This window comes from Streptomyces sp. NPDC088810, assembly GCF_044750305.1.
GTDB lineage: Bacteria > Actinomycetota > Actinomycetes > Streptomycetales > Streptomycetaceae > Streptomyces.
Genome location: NZ_JBIVJQ010000012.1, coordinates 193,885 through 211,911, shown reverse-complemented (window position 1 = coordinate 211,911; position 18,027 = coordinate 193,885). Strand labels below are relative to the sequence as shown.

The window sequence follows — 18,027 nt, the reverse complement described above, 5'->3', positions numbered from 1 at the left end:
GTGACCGGCCGTCAGCCGGACGGAGCGGGGCGGAGAGGAGGCGGGAGCGTGGGCGATGCGCGCCGGCGGGCGGCCGGGCGGAACGGTCCGCGCCGGGCCGGGGGTACGGTGCTGGGCAGCCGGCCGGCGTACTCCGTACGGCTGCCCGCCCCGCCCCGAACGGAGCCGCGGGTGCCGTCGGCCGAGCGGACGATGCCGTGGCTGCGGGTCGCCGCCGCCTACGCCTGGCGGCTGATCCTCGTCGGCGCCGTCGTCTACGGCGTGTTCATCGTCCTCGGCAGCTTCCAGCTCATCGCCGTCGCGCTGTTCCTCGCGCTGGTCGTGACGTCCGTGCTGCGCCCGCCGACCGACCTGCTCGCCCGGTTCCTGCCGAGGCCGCTGAGCGTGGCGGTGGCGCTGGTGGGCAGCCTGGTGCTGCTGCTGGGCCTGCTCGCGCTGGTGGCAACCTCGGTGGCCGGGGAGTCGGCCCGGCTGGCCGGTGAGTTCCGCGGCGGTGTCCACCGCATCGAGGAGTGGCTGCAACGGCCGCCGTTCCGGCTGGGGCCCGGCGCGCTCTCCGCGCTGCAACGCCAGGTGACCCACTATGTCTCCGAGCACCGGGCGTCACTGCTCACCAGCGCGGTCAACGAGCTGGGCCGAGTGGTGGAGCTGGTCACGGGAGCCGCGCTGGCGCTGTTCGCCTCGGTCTTCTTCCTGCACTCCGGCGAGCGCCTGTGGGGGTGGGCCCGCGAGCAGTTGCTCCCGAGCAGTGCCCGCCCGGTGTGGGACCGGGCGGGGCGGGCGGCCTGGCGGACCTTCGCGGGGTACACGCGCGGCATCATCATCGTGGCCGCCACCAACGCCGTACTCGTGGGCGTCGGCCTGCTGGTGCTGCGGGTGCCGCTCGCGCTCCCGCTGACGCTGCTGGAGTTCTTCGCCGCGTTCGTGCCGCTGGTGGGCTCACCGGTCGCGCTCGGGGTGGCCACGATCGTCGCGCTGGCCGGGCGGGGTCCGCTGACGGCCGTGGGCGTGCTGGTGCTGATCGTCGTGATCGGCCAGCTGGAGGGGCATGTGCTGCATCCCCTCGTGATGAGCTGGGCGGTACAGCTGCATCCGCTGGTCGTGGCCGTGTCGGTCATCGCCGGCAGCATCGTCGCGGGCGTGATCGGCGCCGTCGTCGCGGTTCCGCTGGTCTCGGTCGTCTGGGCGGTGCTGAGCGCGCTGCGCGCGGTGCCACCCTGACGTACGGCGCCGCCGTCGCCGTACACGTCAGCGCAGCGCGGCGGCGACGAGGCCGCGGATCTCCTCCTCCTGCACGCTCCCGCCGTTCACCAGGCGGTCGAAGACCAGCCCGTCCACACAGGTCAGCAGGGTCACCGTACGGTCCTCCGGGTCCGCGACGCCCTGCGTCGCGAGGAACTCGCGGACGACCCGCCGCCCCTGGTTCTCGCGCGGCACGAGGATCTCGCGCAGTTCGGGGTGGTGCGCGCTCTCGACCGCGCAGGCGTAGCGCGCGAGGGACCGCCGGCGGCCCTCCCCGGTGAGCCGCGCCCGGACCAGCGCGGCGATGCCCGCCGTCAGCTCGTCGGCGCTGCGCGGCACCGGGGTGCGGGCTCCGCCCTCCTCCAGTTCCGCCTGGTCGAGCGCCACCAGGCGGCGGACCAGTGCGGTGAGGAGGGCCTGCCGGGTGCGGAAGTAGGCGGACGTGGTGCCGGGCGGCAGCCCGGCCGCCCGGTCCACGGCGCGGTGCGTCAGCCCCCGCATGCCGGTGTCGGCGAGCACGGAGATCGCCGTGTCGGCGAGCAAGGTACGTCGGTCTGTGGCCACCCCCTCTTTCTACACCGCCTTCTACATCCGTAGAAGGCCGCGCTAAGGTGCTTCTACAGGTGTAGAAGCACGACGTACGGAGGGGGATCCGCATGGGTGGCACGGCGGTGGTGGTCGGGGGCGGTATCGGCGGGCTGGCCGCGGCCCTGGGTCTGCGCCGGATCGGCTGGGAGGTCCGGGTGGTGGAGCGGGCCGCCGTTCCGGCCGACGCGGGGGCGGGCATCTCCCTGCACGCCAACGGGCTGCGCGCGCTGGACGCCGTGGGCGTGGGCACCGCGGCCCGGGCGGCGGCACGGCCGCAGTACACCGGGGGCACCCGCACCCCCGCGGGCCGGTGGCTCTCGCGCATGGACGGCACCCTGCTGGAACGCGAGCTGGGCGCGCCCATCGTCGGCATCCCGCGCGCGGTCCTGCACGGTCTGCTGCGTGCGGCGCTGCCCGCGGAGTGCCTGCTCGTCGGCGCGACGGTGCACACCCTCGACCTGTCGGCCCCGGACCGGGTGGGCGTGCCGGTCGGGGACGACGTCCTGGAGGCGGACCTGGTGGTCGCGGCGGACGGCGTGCACAGCCGGCTGCGCGGGTTGCTGTTCCCGGACCATCCCGGCCCGGTGTACGCCGGTTCGACGGTCCTGCGCGCCATCACGGAAAACCCGCTCGAGGTGCCCACCGACTTCGAGCTGACCTGGGGTGCGGGAGCGGAGTTCGGGCACATCCTGTTCGCCGACGGCCGCGCCGAGTGGCACGCGGTGCTCAACGCACCGCCCGGCGTCCGGCACTCCGACCCGATCGGCGTGCTCCGCGACCGCTTCCGCGACTGGCACGACCAGATCCCGGCGCTGCTGGCCGCCACCCGGCCCGAGGCCGTGCTGCACCACGACATCCACGAACTGGTCACGCCCCTGCCGGCATTCACGGCGGGGCGGGTGGCCCTCCTGGGCGACGCGGCGCACGCCATGACCCCGCATCTCGGCCAGGGCGCCTGCCAGGCCCTGGAGGACGCCGCCACACTGGCCGCCGCGCTCGCCGCGGAACCCTCGGTCGACGCGGCACTCGTCCGGTACGACACCGAGCGCCGCCCCCGCGCCCAGTCGGTCGCCCGTGCCGCCCGCCGGGCCGGCCGAGTGGGCCAGCAGCTGTCCCACCCCCTGGCGGTCGCCCTACGCAACACCGGACTACGGCTCGCCCCCTCCCGGGTGACGACCCGGGCGATCCTCCGGCACGCCGACTGGACGCCACCGAGCCTGCTCGAACAGGGCTAGTACTGCAACGGTCTTTGCTGTGACGGGTGGGCAGGTTCGGGTGGAAGCACTCCTCGACTGTCCAACGGCTGCCGGCGACGTGGATCAGTTCGTCCAGGCTGGTGCCCCCAGCCGAACACTCGCGGGCCGTGGGCGCCGTTGCCGCAGGAGCGTCGCTTCCCCTTCTGCCGTGGCAGGCCGTGGAAGAGGTCATGCACGGGGTGGTCCATCGCCCAGCGGGTCACGACGGTGTCGTGGCGGGGTGGTGGCCATGACGTGGAAGACGTCAGCCCGTTCCAGCTCTGTGCGCCAGCTTTTGGAGAAGCCGTCGTATCGAAGCCGATCGCGTCGTCGATGCCGGCCCGCCGGCACCGCGGCGGTCCTCCGTCCACGAGACGGGCAGGGAGAGGCGCCGGTCGACCAAGGTGGTGCGGCACGGCTCACAGCCTCCTCATGCGGGTTGGTCAGGGCTGACGCGCCGGCCTTTTGAGGTGGTTGCGGTGAGCTCAGTGGTGTTCGCTCGCTTGCCTGCCTGGCGCAGGGCCACGTGGATCAGGATGGCGAAGGCAGCTATGGCAGTACAGGTACGGGCATCGTTGAACAGTTCCCAGCGGCTCAGGATCTTCGCATGGTCGGCCGGCGGCGTGGTGGCGGCCCACTGCTTGATGCGGCCGTTGATCGGGACGTTCCCGAACCGGGTGATCAGGAAGGACGTGACGGTCAGGAGTCCTGCCGTGGCTGTGAGGACTCGGGTCCGCCCGCGTGTCAGGGCGGCCAGGGCGAGGGTGCTGAGAGCCGCGATCGCCATCGCCCCCTGCATGGTGATTCCGTTCATTTTCATCAGCTCGGTGTGGAAGTCGAGTCTCATGTCGAGCGGCACGGCGTTGAAGGTGGGGACGAGGTTGGCGGCGCCGTATCCAAAGGCTCCGGCGAGCAGACCGGTGGAGAGCAGGGACAGGCCCTGGAGGAGGCGGGTGCGCATCTGGTTCATGCTTTCTTGGCGGGTTGGGTGAAGCGGTTGCCGGGCGCTCCTCGGAGCTTGCCCTCTGGAGGTCTGCGGCCATAGGCCAGCAGCAGGAGGTCCTGGGCAGCGCCGAACACGGGCGCGCCGGAGCCGTAGGACCAGTCGAGGTCCTCGGCGCACAGCCGCACCCCGTCGAGGTCGGCGCCGAAGAACTTCAGGGTGCTGGGCCGGATGTTGTCAAGCAGGATGCGCAGCCGGTTTTCGGGGATCCGCCGGTCGAGGCCGAGGGCAACGGTGATGTCCAGCCCGTGCACGACGTCGTGGCCGAGCGCCGCCGCGAGCCCGCCGACCGGTGGTGTCCAGGGGTGGTGGGCGTTGTCCCGCAGGAAGGCGGCGAGTGCGGTGGTGGAATGGGCTGCCGCATCCCGGCGCGCGACCCTGTCGGTCATGCGGTGAAGGTTGCCGCGCGCCTTGGCCAGCTCGCCGAGCGTCGCGGGCAAGGAGAGGCGGAAGCCCATCGTCATGTGCGCCGCGACCTCGCGAACGCGCCATCCCGCGCAGAGGCTCTGCTCATTCCACAGGTCGGTTCGCAAAGTGTCGAACAGGTCGGCCAGTTCTCGACGTTCCGCCGCGATCGCCGCCTTGACCTCGGCCTTCTTCCGCTGGCGGGTTGTCTCGTTCTCCATGTGATCAAGTCTGTGACCGGCGGATCGATAGGTCCAATAGATAGCTCTGCTGCCATCTAGAATCACTGCTTATGGAGCTTCGTCAGCTGCGCTACTTCGTCTGTGTCGTTGAGGAGGGCGGTTTCACACGTGCCGCCGACCGGCTGCATCTGGCCCAGCCCGGCCTCAGCGCCCAGATACGCCAGCTGGAGAAGGAGCTGGGGCAGCCCCTGCTCGACCGCTCCGGCCGATCGGTGACGCCGACCGAGGTGGGCCGGGCGGTCCTGCCGTACGCCCGCGCCGCACTGGCCGCGGCGGAGTCGGTGCGGCAGACGGTCGATGCGTACACGGGACTGCTGCGCGGCCGGGTCAGGCTCGGGCTGGTCTCCGGCGCCACCGGCCACGCCTTCGACCTCGCCGCTTTACTCGCTGACTTCCACGACGCCCACCCCTCGGTCGAGGTGGCCCTCACCGAGGACGCCACGGAACGGATGCAGGCCGCGCTCCTGGCCGGCGAGCTCGACATCGCCGTCCTTGGAACGGCCGAGGAGGTGCCCCCGCCCGGAGTGGCCTTCCAGACAGTGATCGACGTCCCGCTGGTTGCCGCTGTCGCGCCCGGTGACCCCGCTCTCGACCGCGTCGACGGTACGAGTGTCCCGCTCGCCGATCTGCGCGATCGGCCGCTGATCTGCCTGCCGCGCGGCACCGGGGTGCGCGCGGCGCTGGAACGCGGCTGCGCGCAGGCAGGATTCCGGCCCCGCGTCGCCTTCGAGGCGGCAGCCCCACACGTACTCTCGCAGCTTGCCGCGCGGGGCCTGGGCATTGCCGTGCTACCTGCCGGTGAGGACGAGTCCCCCCTCGACGGACAGCTTCGCACCCTGCGGATCGTCCGGCCCGAGATGCGTGCCCGCATCGCGCTCGCCTGGCAGGCCGGCGGTCCTTCGGGCCCCGCGGCCCAGGCTCTCCTCGACGGCCTACGCGAAGCCCTCCCCAAGCCGCCCGGTTCCCAGAACGAACCTGCCCACCCGTCACAGCAAAGACCGTTGCAGTACTAGGGCCTGTCGTTCGGATCAGGCCGGGCTCCGGCGGGCATGGACGCGGCCTGAGGTGGCACCCGGGTCGCCGTGTGTGGAATACGACTGACCTGGCAGAACGTACGGCGTGACCTGTCCGCCGCGGTGGAGGCGGCACGACGGGCCTGGGCGGGACCGGGCCGCGAACGGGACCTGGCCGTCCAGGCGGGGAAGGCGGCGCTGGCCGCGTGGGTGGCCTGGGCGGTGGCCGGCTGGTGGCTGCGGGCGCCCGTGGCGTTCGTCGCACCGTGGGTTGCGGTGGTCCTGGTGGAGTCGACCGTGTACCGGTCGATCGCGCGCGGCCTGCAGCAGCTCGGGGCGATCGCGGCCGGCACGGTCGCGGCCACCGCGGTCGGGCTGCTGCTGCACAGCACGGTGGGCGCGATGGCGGTGGTCCTGCCCCTCGCGATGCTGCTGGGCCAGTGGCGGCGCCTGGGCAGTCAGGGCATCTACGCGGCCACCGGCGCCCTGTTCGTCCTCACGGGCGGGTCCGTCAGCGTCGCCACCTCCGCGGCCCGGCTCGCCGAGGCACTGTTCGGGGCGGTGGTGGGGATCGCCGTGAACGCGCTGGTCCGGCCGCCGCTGTATCTGCGCGACACCCGTGCCGTGCTGCGCGACGCGACCGAGGAGGCCCACGACATCCTGCGGGACGTCGCGGACGGGCTGGCCGCGGGACGCTGGGACGCCGAGGAGGCCGGCGCCTGGCACGAGCGCGCGCTGCGGTTGCACGGGCTGGTGGAGCAGGCCCGCTCCTCCGTCGAGTGGAGCCGGGAGAGCCTGCGCGTCAACCTGCGCCGCCGCCGTACCGGCGCCGTGCCGCCGCACGACAAGGGGTACGACGACGCCATCGTGGTCCTGGACTACGCGGCCGTGCACACCGCGGGGGTGACCCGCACGGTACTGGAGGCCGCCGCCGAGGACGGCCGGGCGCCCCGGCCCCGTCCGGGACCCGCCCGGCGGTACGCGGAGTTCCTGTGCCAGACCGCTCGCGCGCTGCGCCTGTACAGCCACAGCCGGTTCGGCGACGCGTGCGAGGACCGGCTGCGCGAAGCGGTGGCGGAACTGCGCGGCACGCTCACCGACCTGCGCCGGGACCTGGTCCGTTCCACGACGGACGACCCCGACGAGGTCGCCACCTACGGCGCGCTGCTCACCCAGGCCCACCGGCTGGCCGACCAGCTGGCCGCCTCGACCGCCTGAGCGCGGCCCCGGCCGGTCGTCGTACGCGGTACGCCGTACTCGGCGCTCACTCGCCGTGCGCCGGTTTCCCCGGCTCGCCCACCCCGAACAGGGCGGTACCCACGGTGAGGACGCCGTCGGTCAGCGGGCGGCAGCGCACTCCCCCGCCGCCGCGCAGGGCGCGCTGCGCGCCGGGGCCGAGGGTGGTGTCCATCCAGGCGCAGGGCCGGGCGGCGCTGCGGACCTCCAGGTAGACCGGTCCGGTGCCGCAGTCGAGGAAGACGGTGGTGCCGATGCAGGCGTCGATGTCGACCCCGCGCAGCAGGACGTTGCGCCGGGTGCGGAGCAGGTCGGCCGGGTACGGTCCCGGCAGCCGCTCGGCCGCCATGAGGGTGAGGGAGGCGTTGCGGTGGGCGGGGTGGTTGAAGTACCGGTCCCCGACGATGCCGAGGCCCGCGCGCACCTCGGCCGTCGTCACCAGTTCGCCGGGCGGCAGCTCGGGCAGGCCGTCGCCCGGCCGGCCGGCGAGCCGGTGCACCGGGGAGACCAGCAGCTGGAGGATCTCGACGTGCGGCACGCGTCGAGCCTAACCGTAGCTCCTCGTCGCCTCCTCAGCGGTCCGCGTCCCACGGTCCCGGTACGCCCGCACGGGCCGTGCGGCACCTCCGCCGCCCCCGGCGTTACGGCAACTGTTCGAGGAAGGCGGCCAGTTCGGCGTTGAAGCGGGCCGGGTCCTCCATGTTCGGGTAGTGCCCGGTGCCGGGAATGCTGACGGTGCGGGCTCCCGGTACGAGGTCCACGAGGCGGGCGGCCATGGCGAGGTGGTCCGGGGAGTCGAGGGCGCCGTTGAGGGCGATCAGGGGGACCTCGATGCCGGACACGCGCTCCCAGGTCTCGGTGACGGGGACGTGGTGGTCGGGTTCGTCGGGCGTGTGCTTGCCCAGGGTGGCCAGGCCCATCTCCCGCACGAGGCGGGTGACGCCGGGGTCGACGTCGGAAAGGTCCCGGTGCGGGCCGACCGCCCAGCGCACGAACGCGTCGGCCCAGCCGTCCAGGTCGACGGCGGCCAGGGCCCGCTGCTGCTCGGCCACCACCTCCAGGACCCAGGGATCCTCGAAGACGGGTTCGCTGGTGCCGACCCCGCTGACGACGACCGCGCGGACCAGCTCGGGGTATTCCAGCGCGCAGTCGACCGCGATGCCCCCGCCCATGCAGAGGCCGACGAGGACCGCGGGAGCGGCGTCGAGCCCCCGGAGCAGTGCGGCGAGGTCGTCGACCTGCCGGAAGGGGCGGGTGGCGTTGTCGGAGGCACCGTGACCCCGGGCGTCCCAGGCGATGACCCGGTGGGTCGCCGCGAGGGCCGGTATCTGCTCCTCCCACATGCGGTGGTCGGTGAAGCCGCCGTGCAGCAGGACGAGGGGCTGTCCGGAACCGGCCTCGCGGTAGGCGAGGCGGCCGTCGGCGGTCTGGAGGGTGCGGACGGGCGTGGATGCCAAGTCGACAGTCATGACAACCAAGGTGTCATTCTTTGGCGATATTGGCAACCAGGGTGTCATCCTGGTTCCATGAGCGACGACCGCACCACCCCCGTCCCCGCTTCTGCCGACCCGTCACGCGACGAGCTGGCCGAACGCCTCACCGAGGTCTTCGACCTCGTCGGGCCGCTCTACCGGCGGGTGCAGCGCAAGGTGGAGGAGGCGGCCCCGATCGAGGGCCTGTCCGTCGGCGTCCGCGCGGTCCTCGATCTGCTGCGCGCGCGGGGGCCCATGACGGTCCCGCAGATGGGCCGGGCGCAGGCCCTCAGCCGGCAGTTCGTGCAGCGCATGGTGAACGACGCGGCCCGGCAGGACCTGGTGGAGAGCGTGCCGAACCCCGCGCACCGCCGGTCCTCGCTCATCCGCCTCACCGAACCGGGCCGGGCGGCGATCGAGGCCGTACGGGCCCGCGAGCACGAGCTGCTGCGCCGGGTGGGCGGCGATCTGACCATGGCGGACGTCGACGCCTGCCTGCGGGTGCTCGGCGCGATGCACACGCTCTTCGCCGACGTGGACGTGGACTGACCCCGCCCGACGCTCAACCGGTGGCGAACTCCCGCAGCTCGTCCTCCGCGCCGTTGAAGCGGTCGTGGTCGCCGACCGTCTTGCCGCTGGAGGTGTACTGCCACATCGTGTACGACGTCCAGCCCGTCGGCAGCGGCCCCACCGTGGAGGCGTAGCGCGCGATCCACAGGGGGTTGGTGGCACCGAAGCCGCCGTAGCCGCCGGTGCACTCGGTCCACCAGCTGGTGGCGGTGTAGATGACCGCCTCCCGGCCGGTGCGGGACTTGTAGCGGTTCAGGAAGTCGCGGATCCAGCTGACCATGCCGCTGTGGGACTTGCCGAAGCAGGCGTCGCCGTACGGGTTCCACTCGATGTCGAGGGCGCCGGGGAGGGTCTTGGCGTCGTTCGACCAGCCGCCGCCGTGCTGCACGAACCAGTCGGCCTGGGCGGCGCCGCCGGAGGTGTCCGGGGTGGCGAAGTGGTAGGCACCGCGGACCATGCCGGTGGCGTACGAACCGTCGTACTGCTGGGTGAAGTAGGGATTGGTGTAGGAGGTCCCCTCCGTGGCCTTCGTGTACGCCCACCTGGTGCCGCTGTCCCACAGCGTCGGCCAGTCGACGTCGAGTTGGTGGCTGGAGACGTCCACGCCCTCGGTCTGGGAGGCGCGGGCGTCCGGGGGGCGGGTGCCGGAGTCGCCGTCGTGGGCAAGGACGCCGATGCCCATGTAGGCGCTGCCGCGCACGGGTGCTCCCCCGGCCGGCACGGGCACGGCCGGGGGACTGGACAGGAACGTGAGGAGGCCGGTCAGGGCGCCGGTGAGGCACAGGCGGGACCGGCCGCGGAAACAGGCTATGGGGCTTCGCACATGGTCCATCTGACCCGGGGCCGGATCGTCCCGCACCCCGGGTACCGCCCAACGAAGGTCTCCGCGGCCGGTGTGTGACCCATCCGGGTGTCTCTCAGCCCTCGATGCGGTGCTGCGTCCAGAAGGAAGTCAGGTCCGTGCTCGTGGCGGCCTGGGCGGCCGCCTTGAACTCGGCCGTGGTGGACACGCCGTACCAGTGGGCGCTCGCGTAGTCCTTCAGCAGCTTGGCCATGGCGGTGTCCCCGAGGACGCGCCGCAGGTCGTGCAGGGCGCACTTGCCGTAGCCGTAGACGACGGTGGAGTACCGGGAGGAGTGCGCGTCCCAGTACGCCATCGAATTGGTGATCTTCTCGGCGCCGGAGGCCCAGGAGACGCTGCTCCAGCAGTTGCTCCCGGTCCTGCCCAGGGCGAGGTCGGTGGCGTAGTCGGTGAACGACTCGTCCAGCCAGGGGCTGGTGTACTCGTCGTCGCCGACGATGCCGTACCACCACTGGTGGCCGATCTCATGGGTGAGCGCGGTGGTGCTGACCAGGTCCAGGACGAACCCGGGGTACTCCATGCCGCCGAACCAGTAGTTGTTGTCGATGACCGCGTCCAGCTCGCCGTACGGGTAGGCGCCGAACCGGGCGGCGTGGGCGTCTACCGCGGTCTTGGCGGTGCTGAGCATCGACTGGGCGCTGGAGGAGCTGATCCCCGAGACGGAGTACACGTTCACCGGCACGCCGGCGGCCGAGGTGCCGGAGATCTTGGTGAAGGGGCCCGCGGCCCACGCGAAGTCACGCACCTTGGACGCGGTGGCCGTCGTCACGGTACGGCCGCTGGAGCCGGGGGTGTCCGTGGAGGTGCCGGTGGCCGGGACCAGCAGGCTGGCGGGGTGGTCGAGGGTGACTTTGAAATCGGCGGCCAGGGAGTAGAAGGACTCGCCGTTGTTGGTGTACGGGTCCAGGTGCCAGCCCGCGCTGTCGCGGACGGCGAGCAGGGGCAGGGCGTTGCCGACGAAGCTGAACGCGCCGTCGTGGCCGAAGCGGTCGGCGCCGCTGGGCACCGTGATGCCGAGGTCGAAGCCGATAGTGGCGCTCTGGCCCTGGGCGAGCGGGCTCGGCAGGTCGATTTTCAGGGCGGTGCAGGCGACGGAGAGGGCACCGGCGGTGCCGCCGGTGACGTTGCGGACCGTGACGGGCATCGCGTCGCAGCTGCCGTGGTAGTTGTCCCACAGCCGCAGGTACACCTCGCCGAGCGCGGTGGCGGAGGCGTTGGTGAAGGTCACGCTCTCGTGCCCGGTCCAGACGGTGCCGCTCGTGTCGCTGCTCAGGTTCACGGTGTACGAGGGTGTGGCCGGCGTCCGCGTGGAGTCGGTGGACGGTGGTGTGGTGCCGTCCGAGGTGTCGAGGGCGATGTCGTCCAGGACGAAGCTCGTCTGGAGGCTGGAGTCCTCGGTCCCGGTGAAGGACAGGTTGACGGTCTGGCCTGCGAACGAGGACACGTCGATCGACTTCTTCACGTAGCCGGTGTTCTTGTCCAGGTTGGAGTAGGTGGCCAGCGTCGCACTGCCGAGCTTGGCCGTGAGCTTGTCGTAGGCGGTGGACGAGGTCGTCTCGGCGGTGTCGATGTGCAGCCAGAAGGTGAGGGTGGCGGAGCCGCACCCGGAGGGGATCGTCACGCTCTGGCCGAGGGTGTCGGTGTGGGTGCCGCCGACGCCGTCCAGCCAGGCGTACGAGCTGCCGCCGTGGGCGGTCTGCCCGGAGCGGCTGGTGATCACGGTGGAGGAGGACGCGGTCCACGGCGAAGTGCCGCTCTCGAAGCCGCCGTTGGTGACCACTTGGGCCGGGGTGCAGGCGGTGGCCGTGGCCGGTCCGGCGGTGGCGGGGGTGCCGGGAAGCACGAGGGCGGCCACCGCGGCGACGGTGAGCGCACCGGCGCCGAGGGCCTTGTGGGGAGTCGGTCTCACACGCTACTCCTTTGTGGCGGCCGGGATTCCGGCCTGCTGTGGGGCCGCCCGGCCGGCTGGGGTGCGCCGGGGCGGCCGCTGGCGGGGCTCGCGCGATCACGGTGCCGGGGAGCCCGTCGCCACCTCATGGGGTCGGGGCGGCGACTGCCGAAAGAGTGACAGGTTTGACCGGTGCATGCCAGGCCCATCGGTGGGTGGCGCCGCGGACGCGGATGCCGCCCGCCGTTCTCCGCACGGCGGGCGGCATCCGGTCAGGCGGTGCGCAGCGTCATGAAGAGCGCCTGCAACCGGGTGCCGTCCGGTCCCGGCCAGCCGGTCGCGACATGACCGAGGGCGTCCTGGGGCGGCAGCGGCGGGTTCTCGGCGACGGAGGCGAGGACCCGGTGGACGTGCAGGACCGCGCCCTCGCGCACGGGGATGCGGGTGCCGTCCTCGTCGTCGGCCGGCTCGGGCGTGAACCCGGCCGCCCCGAGCGGGGAACCGGTGTAGGTGCGGATCACGTCGTGGTCGGGGGTGTCGGAGATGCTCTGGGCCACCGCCTGTGCCCTGCCCTCGATCAGCGCCAGCAGTTCGGTGACCAGCACGGGGTCGTGGCAGCCGTCGTAGACCCAGCGCTTGCCCAGCACCCCGTGCTCCATCGTGCCGATGAGGGCGTGCTCGGCCCCCTCCAGCGGCGCCCCGCGGTAGGTGAGCACCGCCAGGTAGGCCGTCCGCCCGGGGCTCGCCGTGTCGGTGGCCACCATGAACTCGATGCCGACCTCGCCCTCGGGGTCGTCCAGCCGGAACCCGCCGGACTTCTCCAGCACGGGCGCGTCCGGGCCGCCGCGGTACCAGGGGCGCGTGGGCAGCCAGTCGGTGAGCAGTTCCAGTTTGGTGGGCTTGAGGGTGGTGTTGTGGATGACGGCCATGCCGGTGGGTGCCTCCCGTGGTACGGATGCGGACCCTTTTCAGCCTTCCACACCCTCCCGACGGGTCGGCGCCGGGTGGACGCCCGGGTCGGGCACGCCCGGCGGTGGCCCGGGAAGCAGCCGCTCCGGCCCGTCGGGTGGGCGGGGTCAGCCCCTGTGGGTCTGTTCGAAGCCGGCGAAGTCGGCCTCCTGACGCCATTCCAGGCGGGCCTTGGCGCTCTGTGCGAGCAGGTGCCGGCAGGCCGCGCCGCGCACGGGCAGGCCGGGGTGTTCGCTCCGGCAGGCCGCGACCGGCCGGTAGCCCGTGGTGGTGGGGTGTTCCTGCCACAGGCTCGCGCCGGGCAGGAAGCCGTACTCCAGGGAGGCTCGGGCCAGGTCCTTCAGCTCGGGGTAGCGCAGGCCGTAGGTGGCGGCCGCGTACTGGTACTCGTGGCTGATGTCGATCCGGGAGACCCCGGGGTCGTCGGTGGACAGGACGACCGGGACGCCGTAGCGGCGGTAGGTGGTGAAGGGGTGGTCGCCGCCCTTGACGCCGAGGATCTGGGCGTTGCTGGAGAAGGGCACCTCCACGGCCACCTCGCGGTCCGCCATGGTGCGGGCGGTGCGCCGCCAGTCGTCCTCGTGGACGAGGTCGACGCCGTGTCCGACGCGCTCGGTCCGGGCGATGCCCACGGCCTGCCTGATGTGGAACGCCAGGTCCTCGGGCTTGACCAGCCCGGGCCACAGCTCCCCCGCGTGCAGGCTGACATGGGCCTTCGGGTACTCGGTACGCAGGTAGCCGACCATGCGCATCTGCAGGCCGTAGTTCCGCAGGGAGCTGTCCCAGTCCTCGGGCTGGACGAGGTTGACGGCGACGAACCGCGGATCGGCCTCGGCGAGCCGCATGCCGAGGGCCAGCTGGGTGAAGACCCGCTCCGGCGAACTGCCCCGGGAGGCCTGGGAGATCCAGCGGACGGTGAGGCCGCAGCCGGGCCGGGCATGCGGGGTCCCGCAGCGCTCGGCGGAGCGGAACTCGGCGTCGCCGTCGTCGGCCTCCCTGCGGGCCTCGGCGACCAGCTTGTCGAGTTTCCCGTCCGCGACCAGTTTGCGGTGCAGCGCGGCGAGGTCGTCGTCCCAGCCCACTTGGGCGGCGAGGTTCTTCGCACCCTCGGAGGCGGGGCTGACCATCGTCTCCAGGTAGACCTGGTTGTTGCGTACGGCGGTGTCGGCGACCTCGGCGAGCAGCTTGCCCCGGTGCCGCCAGGTGACCTCGCCGAACCTGCCGAAGGTGTCGAAGAAGTGGTCGTGCCCGTTCTCGCCGGGCGGGAAGTCCTGCATGGACCAGGCGCGGACCAGCGCGTGGTGGAACGCCTGGTCGGTGCGGGCGTCGGCGGCGGGCCGGGTGCCGGCGCCGCAGGGCGGGGCGAGGGCGGTCAGCGTCGCGGTGTCGACGCACAGCCCGTCCTCGGCGGCCAGCTCGATCAGGTACTCCGTCGACACCGCGCCGGAGAGGTGGTTGTGCAGGTCGCCGCCCTTGGGCAGCTGCCGGAAGAACGCGCGCAGGGCCGCGGGCCGGTCACGCAGGGAACGGAGACGGGCGTCCGTGCTCGCCTCGGCGGCGGTGACCGGCCGGGGCGGCGGCGCGGCGGGCCGGTGCTCCGCCGGTGCCGGCTGGGCGGCGGCGGGCAGGGCGGACAGCAGGGACAGGACACTGAGGGTGCCGAGCGCGGCCGGAACGACACGGCGGCGCAGGGCACTTCGACGTTGCAGAGTCACAGGGGCATGATCACGGAGAGATCACGGCGGCGGACCCCGATCCGGCACATACCGGCCGGGAAGCACCCGACCGGGTGATGGACCGGCGCACCCCCGGCGAACCCTGCGCCCGGCGCCGCCCCCTGGCCCTGTGGCCCGGCAATCTCCATGAACAGGCCGGCGGCACCGGGGGTCGTCCGCCCCGGTGCCGCTGGTCCGGTCAGTCCTCCCCGGCGTCCCCGTCGAGCGCGCTGTCCGGAATCCAGGAACCGTGGATGCCGGCCGTCACCCGGCGGGGCAGGTCGACGGCGGCGACCTGGCCGAGGCCGGCGGCGTCGAGGACGAGCAGGCGGGAGGCGTCCTGCTTGAGGTCGGAGACGACGGTGAGGAGGTAGCCGTCGTCCTCGCCGGTGCCGCCTGCGGCGGGCACGAAGACGGCCTCGCCGGGCAGCCGGGCGTCCCCGGTCGGACGGACCCGGCGGGCGCCGGTCCGCCGGTCGTACTTGACGATGCCGTAGCCGCCGAAGCCGTTCTCGTCGGGGAAGGAGACGGCGTACTGGTAGCGGTGCTCGGCGCCGAGGTAGTCCTCGTTGAGGGTGGGGAACTCGACGGCCAGGTCGTCGATGATCTGCTCGTCGACGCTGCCGGCCGCCAGGTCGATCACCCAGCGGCGGGTGAAGGAACGGGCGTTGGGCTCGGTCCCGCGGCCCGGGGCGCCGACCCACCAGTTCCAGGAGAGCCGGAAGCCCTCACGGTCGACGCAGGGGCCCTCCAGGACGATCCGGCCGCGCTCGTCCTCGTAGGCGTTGGCGGCGTGGAGCATGTTGCCGGGCTGGATCGGGAACCAGCGGATGCGGTCCGCCCCGTCGCCGCCGCGCGGCATGATCCCGATGCGGGCGGGCTGCGCGTCCTTCCAGCCGTACGGGATGCCGGAGTGCTCCTCCGGGTCGAAGGTGACGGTGCCCTCGATGAAGACGACGTGGTGCCGGGTGACGGCGAAGTCGTGCTTCAGGGAGGCAGTGGCGCCCGGGACCTCGGCGCTGTGGGTGATGTGCCCCTTGGCGTCCGCGACGTAGTACATCAGGTACGGCGGGAACGGCGAGGAGCCGAAGAAGTGCAGCTCGCCGGTGACCGGGTCGGTCTTGGGGTGGGCGGTCATGGCGCTGCGCAGCCTGCCCCCGAAGTCGTAGGCGCCCACGGTCTCCAGCTCGGGGGTCAGCTCGAAGGGGACATTGGCCTCGCACAGCGCCAGGAGGCGTCCGGCGTGTTCGACGACGTGGGTGCCGGCGGTGCTGGCGGTGAGGTCGGGGCCGTGTTCGGTCAGGTAGGGGGCGCCGTCCAGGGCGGGGGTGCGCACCCAGCGGTTGCGGTACCACTCGGCGCGGCCCTCGCGCAGCCGGATGCCGTGGACCATGCCGCTGCCCTTGAACCAATGGCTGGGGGTGACGCCCGGCCTGGGGTTGTGGCTGTTGCGGACGAGCCGGCCGGTCAGCTCGGGCGGCAGGGTGCCCTCGACCGGGAGCGCGGTGGCGCTGATCTCGTCGGCGACGGGCTCGTAGTGGCCGATCAGGTAGGGCTTCGTGCTCATCGTGGTGACCTCTTCCTTCGTAGGCGCTGCTGGAGAGTGGTGAGGTGCTGCCGAGTCAGTGAGCCTGCTCCGCGCGGGACTTGAGGGCGCTCAGCCAGGCCTCCAGGGACTGGTGGAGGGCCGTGCGCAGGTCGTCGGGCCGGGCCTCGACGGGTGCGCCGCTCCAGGACTCCTCGGTGCGGACGGTAACCCGGCCTCCGGTCTGCTCGAAGGCCCACACGTGGATGCCGGTGATGCCGGCGGAGGGCCCGCCCCAGACGATCCGCTCGCCGGGGACCAGTTCCCGGACGGTCGAGGTGATGTCCAGGCCGTGGGTGCGCCAGGCGAAGGTGGTGCCGGTCCGCAGTGGGCCGTCCAGCCGGGCCGACTCGACGCCGGGGTTCCAGGCGGGCCAGGCGTCGACGGCGGTGTGCAGCTCCCAGACGGTGGCGAGCGGGGCGTCGATCACGGTGGACAGCCGGACGATGACGGGGGCGTGTTCGTCGATGGTGTGCATGACGGGTGTTCCTCTCAGGTGGGCGTGACGGTGGGTGGACCGGTTCAGTGCGCGGACGGACCGGTCCCGGTCCGCGCGACCGCGCTCGGTTCCGCCCGGCGGCGGACCAGGGCGGGGACGAGGGCAGCGGTCAGAGTGAGCAGGGCGGCGGAGACGGCGAACGCGGTGCGGTAGCCGGCGGTGAGCGCTTCCGGCTGCGTCCGGCCGGTGGCCGCGTGGGCGGTGACGGAACCCGCCAGGGTGGTCAGTACGGCGAGGCCGATCGCGCCGCCGACCTGCCGGGTCGTGTTCACCAGTCCCCCGGCCAGCCCCGCGTCGGTTCGCGGGACGCCGGCCACGGCGAGGACGGTGAGCTGGACGAACGCGGCGCCCAGCCCCAGTCCGATGAGGAGCGTCGGCCCGAGGACGTCCGCGGCGTAGCTGCCGTCGGCACGGATGCGGGCCAGCCACAGCAGCCCGGCGGCCTCGGTGAGCAGGGCCGCGCCGACGGTGACCGGGGGGCCGAGGCGCCGGGCCAGGCGGGGCGCGAGGGCGGAACCGAGCATGTTGGCCGCCGCCAGGGGCAGTTGGCCCAGACCGGTGACCAGTGGGCCGTACCCCAGGACCTGTTGCTGGTACAGCGGCAGGAAGAAGAACAGCGCGATCCAGACCGAGCCGAGCAGGGCCATCAGGACGTTGCCGGCGACGACGGTGCCCGCGGCGAGGAGGCGGGGCGGCAGCAGCGGAGCGGGGTGCCGGCGCTCGACGCGGACGAAGGCCACGAGCAGGACGGCCGCGACGGCGAAGGCCGTGAGCACCTGCGGGGCGCTCCAGCCGGTGCGGCGCGCCGCCGTCAGTCCCCAGACCAGCGCGGTGAGCGCCGAGGTCACGGCGGTCGTGCCCAGGAGGTCGAACCGGCCCGGGGTGCCGCCGGGGACGCGGGGCACGAGGACCGCCACTCCCCCGGCGACCAGGGCGGTGCCGAGCGCGACCGTGTGGAAGACCCAGGCCCAGGCCAGCAGTTGGGACAGCAGTCCGCCGAGCAGCACTCCGGCCGCCGCACCGGCGCCGGACACCGCTCCCCACACCCCGAGGGCGCGTCCGCGTCCCGGCCCGGGTGGGAAGAGGTCCATCACCACCGCCAGGGCCGCGGGTGCCACCACGGCGGCGCCGGCGCCCTGCACGGCGCGGGCGGTGATGAGCAGTCCGGCGGAGGGGGCCAGTCCGGCCGCCAGGGACGCGGCGCCGAAGACGGTGAGCCCCGCGAGCAGGGTCCGCCGGCGCCCGAGCAGGTCGGCCGCCCGCCCGCCGGCGAGCAACAGGGCTCCGAAGGCGAGGCCGTAGGCGTTGACGACCCAGGGGGCGCCGGCGTCCGACAGCCTCAGGCCGGACTGGATGCGCGGCAGGGCGACATTGACGACGGAGGTGGCGAGCATGACGGTGAACTGGGCGCCGGCCAGGGCCGCGAGGGCGGCGCGCGGGCGGACCGGGCGGGTGCCGGACAGTGACTTCACGACGGTCTCCTGAACAGACAGCAGATTGTGT

At 73.1% G+C, this 18,027-nt stretch carries 17 protein-coding genes and 1 pseudogene; 5 read left to right on the top strand and 13 right to left on the bottom strand.

Annotated features, from left to right (window positions below):
- Positions 1–48: 48 nt before the first annotated feature.
- Positions 49–1,221, top strand: a complete 1,173-nt coding sequence (locus tag ACIP4Y_RS31735; protein ID WP_401399076.1) for an AI-2E family transporter — start codon at positions 49–51, stop codon at positions 1,219–1,221.
- Between the two features lie 27 nt (positions 1,222–1,248).
- Here the strand turns inward: ACIP4Y_RS31735 and ACIP4Y_RS31730 are convergent, their stop codons facing one another.
- Complete coding sequence (locus tag ACIP4Y_RS31730; RefSeq protein ID WP_401399075.1) at positions 1,249–1,806, bottom strand: TetR/AcrR family transcriptional regulator; 558 nt, start codon at positions 1,804–1,806, stop codon at positions 1,249–1,251.
- Between the two features lie 92 nt (positions 1,807–1,898).
- Between ACIP4Y_RS31730 and ACIP4Y_RS31725 the strand changes: the two genes are divergently transcribed.
- A complete protein-coding gene (locus tag ACIP4Y_RS31725) occupies positions 1,899–3,065 on the top strand; it encodes an FAD-dependent monooxygenase (protein WP_401399074.1) in 1,167 nt (388 codons plus the stop codon).
- A gap of 43 nt (positions 3,066–3,108) precedes the next feature.
- On the opposite strand, the pseudogene ACIP4Y_RS31720 reads toward ACIP4Y_RS31725, so the two are convergent.
- The 3 genes and pseudogenes from ACIP4Y_RS31720 to ACIP4Y_RS31710 form a co-directional block, all read right to left on the bottom strand.
- Positions 3,109–3,471, bottom strand: a pseudogene (locus ACIP4Y_RS31720) (IS701 family transposase); the annotation flags it as partial.
- A gap of 24 nt (positions 3,472–3,495) precedes the next feature.
- Positions 3,496–4,035: a DUF1772 domain-containing protein gene (locus tag ACIP4Y_RS31715; RefSeq protein WP_401399073.1), complete on the bottom strand. Its 540-nt coding sequence runs from the start codon at positions 4,033–4,035 to the stop codon at positions 3,496–3,498.
- A complete protein-coding gene (locus ACIP4Y_RS31710) occupies positions 4,032–4,694 on the bottom strand; it encodes a maleylpyruvate isomerase family mycothiol-dependent enzyme (protein ID WP_401399072.1) in 663 nt (220 codons plus the stop codon). Before ACIP4Y_RS31710 ends, ACIP4Y_RS31715 begins: the two co-directional genes overlap by 4 nt.
- A gap of 71 nt (positions 4,695–4,765) precedes the next feature.
- On the opposite strand from ACIP4Y_RS31710, the gene ACIP4Y_RS31705 reads away from it, so the two are divergent.
- On the top strand, positions 4,766–5,728 hold the full coding sequence (locus tag ACIP4Y_RS31705; RefSeq protein WP_401399071.1) for a LysR family transcriptional regulator: 963 nt from the start codon (positions 4,766–4,768) through the stop codon (positions 5,726–5,728).
- A 111-nt stretch (positions 5,729–5,839) separates the two neighbouring features.
- Positions 5,840–6,946: an aromatic acid exporter family protein gene (locus tag ACIP4Y_RS31700; protein WP_401399220.1), complete on the top strand. Its 1,107-nt coding sequence runs from the start codon at positions 5,840–5,842 to the stop codon at positions 6,944–6,946.
- A gap of 46 nt (positions 6,947–6,992) precedes the next feature.
- On the opposite strand, the gene ACIP4Y_RS31695 is transcribed toward ACIP4Y_RS31700, so the two are convergent.
- Positions 6,993–7,502 carry a molybdenum cofactor biosysynthesis protein gene (locus ACIP4Y_RS31695; RefSeq protein WP_401399070.1) on the bottom strand — a complete coding sequence of 170 codons (510 nt, stop codon included), beginning with the start codon at positions 7,500–7,502 and terminating at the stop codon, positions 6,993–6,995.
- A 103-nt stretch (positions 7,503–7,605) separates the two neighbouring features.
- On the bottom strand, positions 7,606–8,433 hold the full coding sequence (locus tag ACIP4Y_RS31690) for an alpha/beta fold hydrolase (RefSeq protein WP_401399069.1): 828 nt from the start codon (positions 8,431–8,433) through the stop codon (positions 7,606–7,608).
- Positions 8,434–8,490: 57 nt separating this feature from the next.
- Between ACIP4Y_RS31690 and ACIP4Y_RS31685 the strand changes: the two genes are divergently transcribed.
- A complete protein-coding gene (locus tag ACIP4Y_RS31685) occupies positions 8,491–8,985 on the top strand; it encodes a MarR family winged helix-turn-helix transcriptional regulator (RefSeq protein ID WP_401399068.1) in 495 nt (164 codons plus the stop codon).
- 13 nt (positions 8,986–8,998) lie between these two features.
- Here ACIP4Y_RS31685 and ACIP4Y_RS31680 read toward each other — a convergent pair whose 3' ends face one another.
- From ACIP4Y_RS31680 to ACIP4Y_RS31650, 7 genes are all read right to left on the bottom strand, one after another.
- A complete protein-coding gene (locus ACIP4Y_RS31680; RefSeq protein ID WP_401399067.1) occupies positions 8,999–9,838 on the bottom strand; it encodes a lysozyme in 840 nt (279 codons plus the stop codon).
- A gap of 85 nt (positions 9,839–9,923) precedes the next feature.
- Positions 9,924–11,777 carry a M1 family aminopeptidase gene (locus ACIP4Y_RS31675; RefSeq protein WP_401399066.1) on the bottom strand — a complete coding sequence of 618 codons (1,854 nt, stop codon included), beginning with the start codon at positions 11,775–11,777 and terminating at the stop codon, positions 9,924–9,926.
- Positions 11,778–12,028: 251 nt separating this feature from the next.
- Positions 12,029–12,685, bottom strand: coding sequence for a 1,4-alpha-glucan branching protein (locus tag ACIP4Y_RS31670; RefSeq protein ID WP_401399065.1), 657 nt, complete (start codon positions 12,683–12,685; stop codon positions 12,029–12,031).
- A 147-nt stretch (positions 12,686–12,832) separates the two neighbouring features.
- On the bottom strand, positions 12,833–14,440 hold the full coding sequence (locus ACIP4Y_RS31665) for an adenosine deaminase (protein WP_401399064.1): 1,608 nt from the start codon (positions 14,438–14,440) through the stop codon (positions 12,833–12,835).
- A 199-nt stretch (positions 14,441–14,639) separates the two neighbouring features.
- Positions 14,640–16,007 (bottom strand): carotenoid oxygenase family protein, encoded by a 1,368-nt coding sequence (locus ACIP4Y_RS31660; protein WP_401399063.1) that lies wholly within the window; start codon positions 16,005–16,007, stop codon positions 14,640–14,642.
- 55 nt (positions 16,008–16,062) lie between these two features.
- Positions 16,063–16,503 (bottom strand): SRPBCC family protein, encoded by a 441-nt coding sequence (locus tag ACIP4Y_RS31655; protein WP_401399062.1) that lies wholly within the window; start codon positions 16,501–16,503, stop codon positions 16,063–16,065.
- Positions 16,504–16,547: 44 nt separating this feature from the next.
- Positions 16,548–17,996 (bottom strand): MFS transporter, encoded by a 1,449-nt coding sequence (locus ACIP4Y_RS31650; RefSeq protein ID WP_401399061.1) that lies wholly within the window; start codon positions 17,994–17,996, stop codon positions 16,548–16,550.
- Positions 17,997–18,027: the final 31 nt, after the last annotated feature.

Bases quoted from the DNA above. Each gene is read 5' to 3' on its own strand.
- ACIP4Y_RS31670 (WP_401399065.1), bottom strand. From the start codon at position 12,685: ATGGCCGTCATCCACAACACCACCCTCAAGCCCACCAAACTGGAACTG.
- ACIP4Y_RS31685 (WP_401399068.1), top strand. From the start codon at position 8,491: ATGAGCGACGACCGCACCACCCCCGTCCCCGCTTCTGCCGACCCGTCA.
- ACIP4Y_RS31705 (WP_401399071.1), top strand. From the start codon at position 4,766: ATGGAGCTTCGTCAGCTGCGCTACTTCGTCTGTGTCGTTGAGGAGGGC.
- ACIP4Y_RS31690 (WP_401399069.1), bottom strand. From the start codon at position 8,433: ATGACTGTCGACTTGGCATCCACGCCCGTCCGCACCCTCCAGACCGCC.
- ACIP4Y_RS31655 (WP_401399062.1), bottom strand. From the start codon at position 16,503: ATGCACACCATCGACGAACACGCCCCCGTCATCGTCCGGCTGTCCACC.
- ACIP4Y_RS31715 (WP_401399073.1), bottom strand. From the start codon at position 4,035: ATGAACCAGATGCGCACCCGCCTCCTCCAGGGCCTGTCCCTGCTCTCC.
- ACIP4Y_RS31725 (WP_401399074.1), top strand. From the start codon at position 1,899: ATGGGTGGCACGGCGGTGGTGGTCGGGGGCGGTATCGGCGGGCTGGCC.
- ACIP4Y_RS31680 (WP_401399067.1), bottom strand. From the start codon at position 9,838: ATGGACCATGTGCGAAGCCCCATAGCCTGTTTCCGCGGCCGGTCCCGC.
- ACIP4Y_RS31710 (WP_401399072.1), bottom strand. From the start codon at position 4,694: ATGGAGAACGAGACAACCCGCCAGCGGAAGAAGGCCGAGGTCAAGGCG.
- ACIP4Y_RS31660 (WP_401399063.1), bottom strand. From the start codon at position 16,007: ATGAGCACGAAGCCCTACCTGATCGGCCACTACGAGCCCGTCGCCGAC.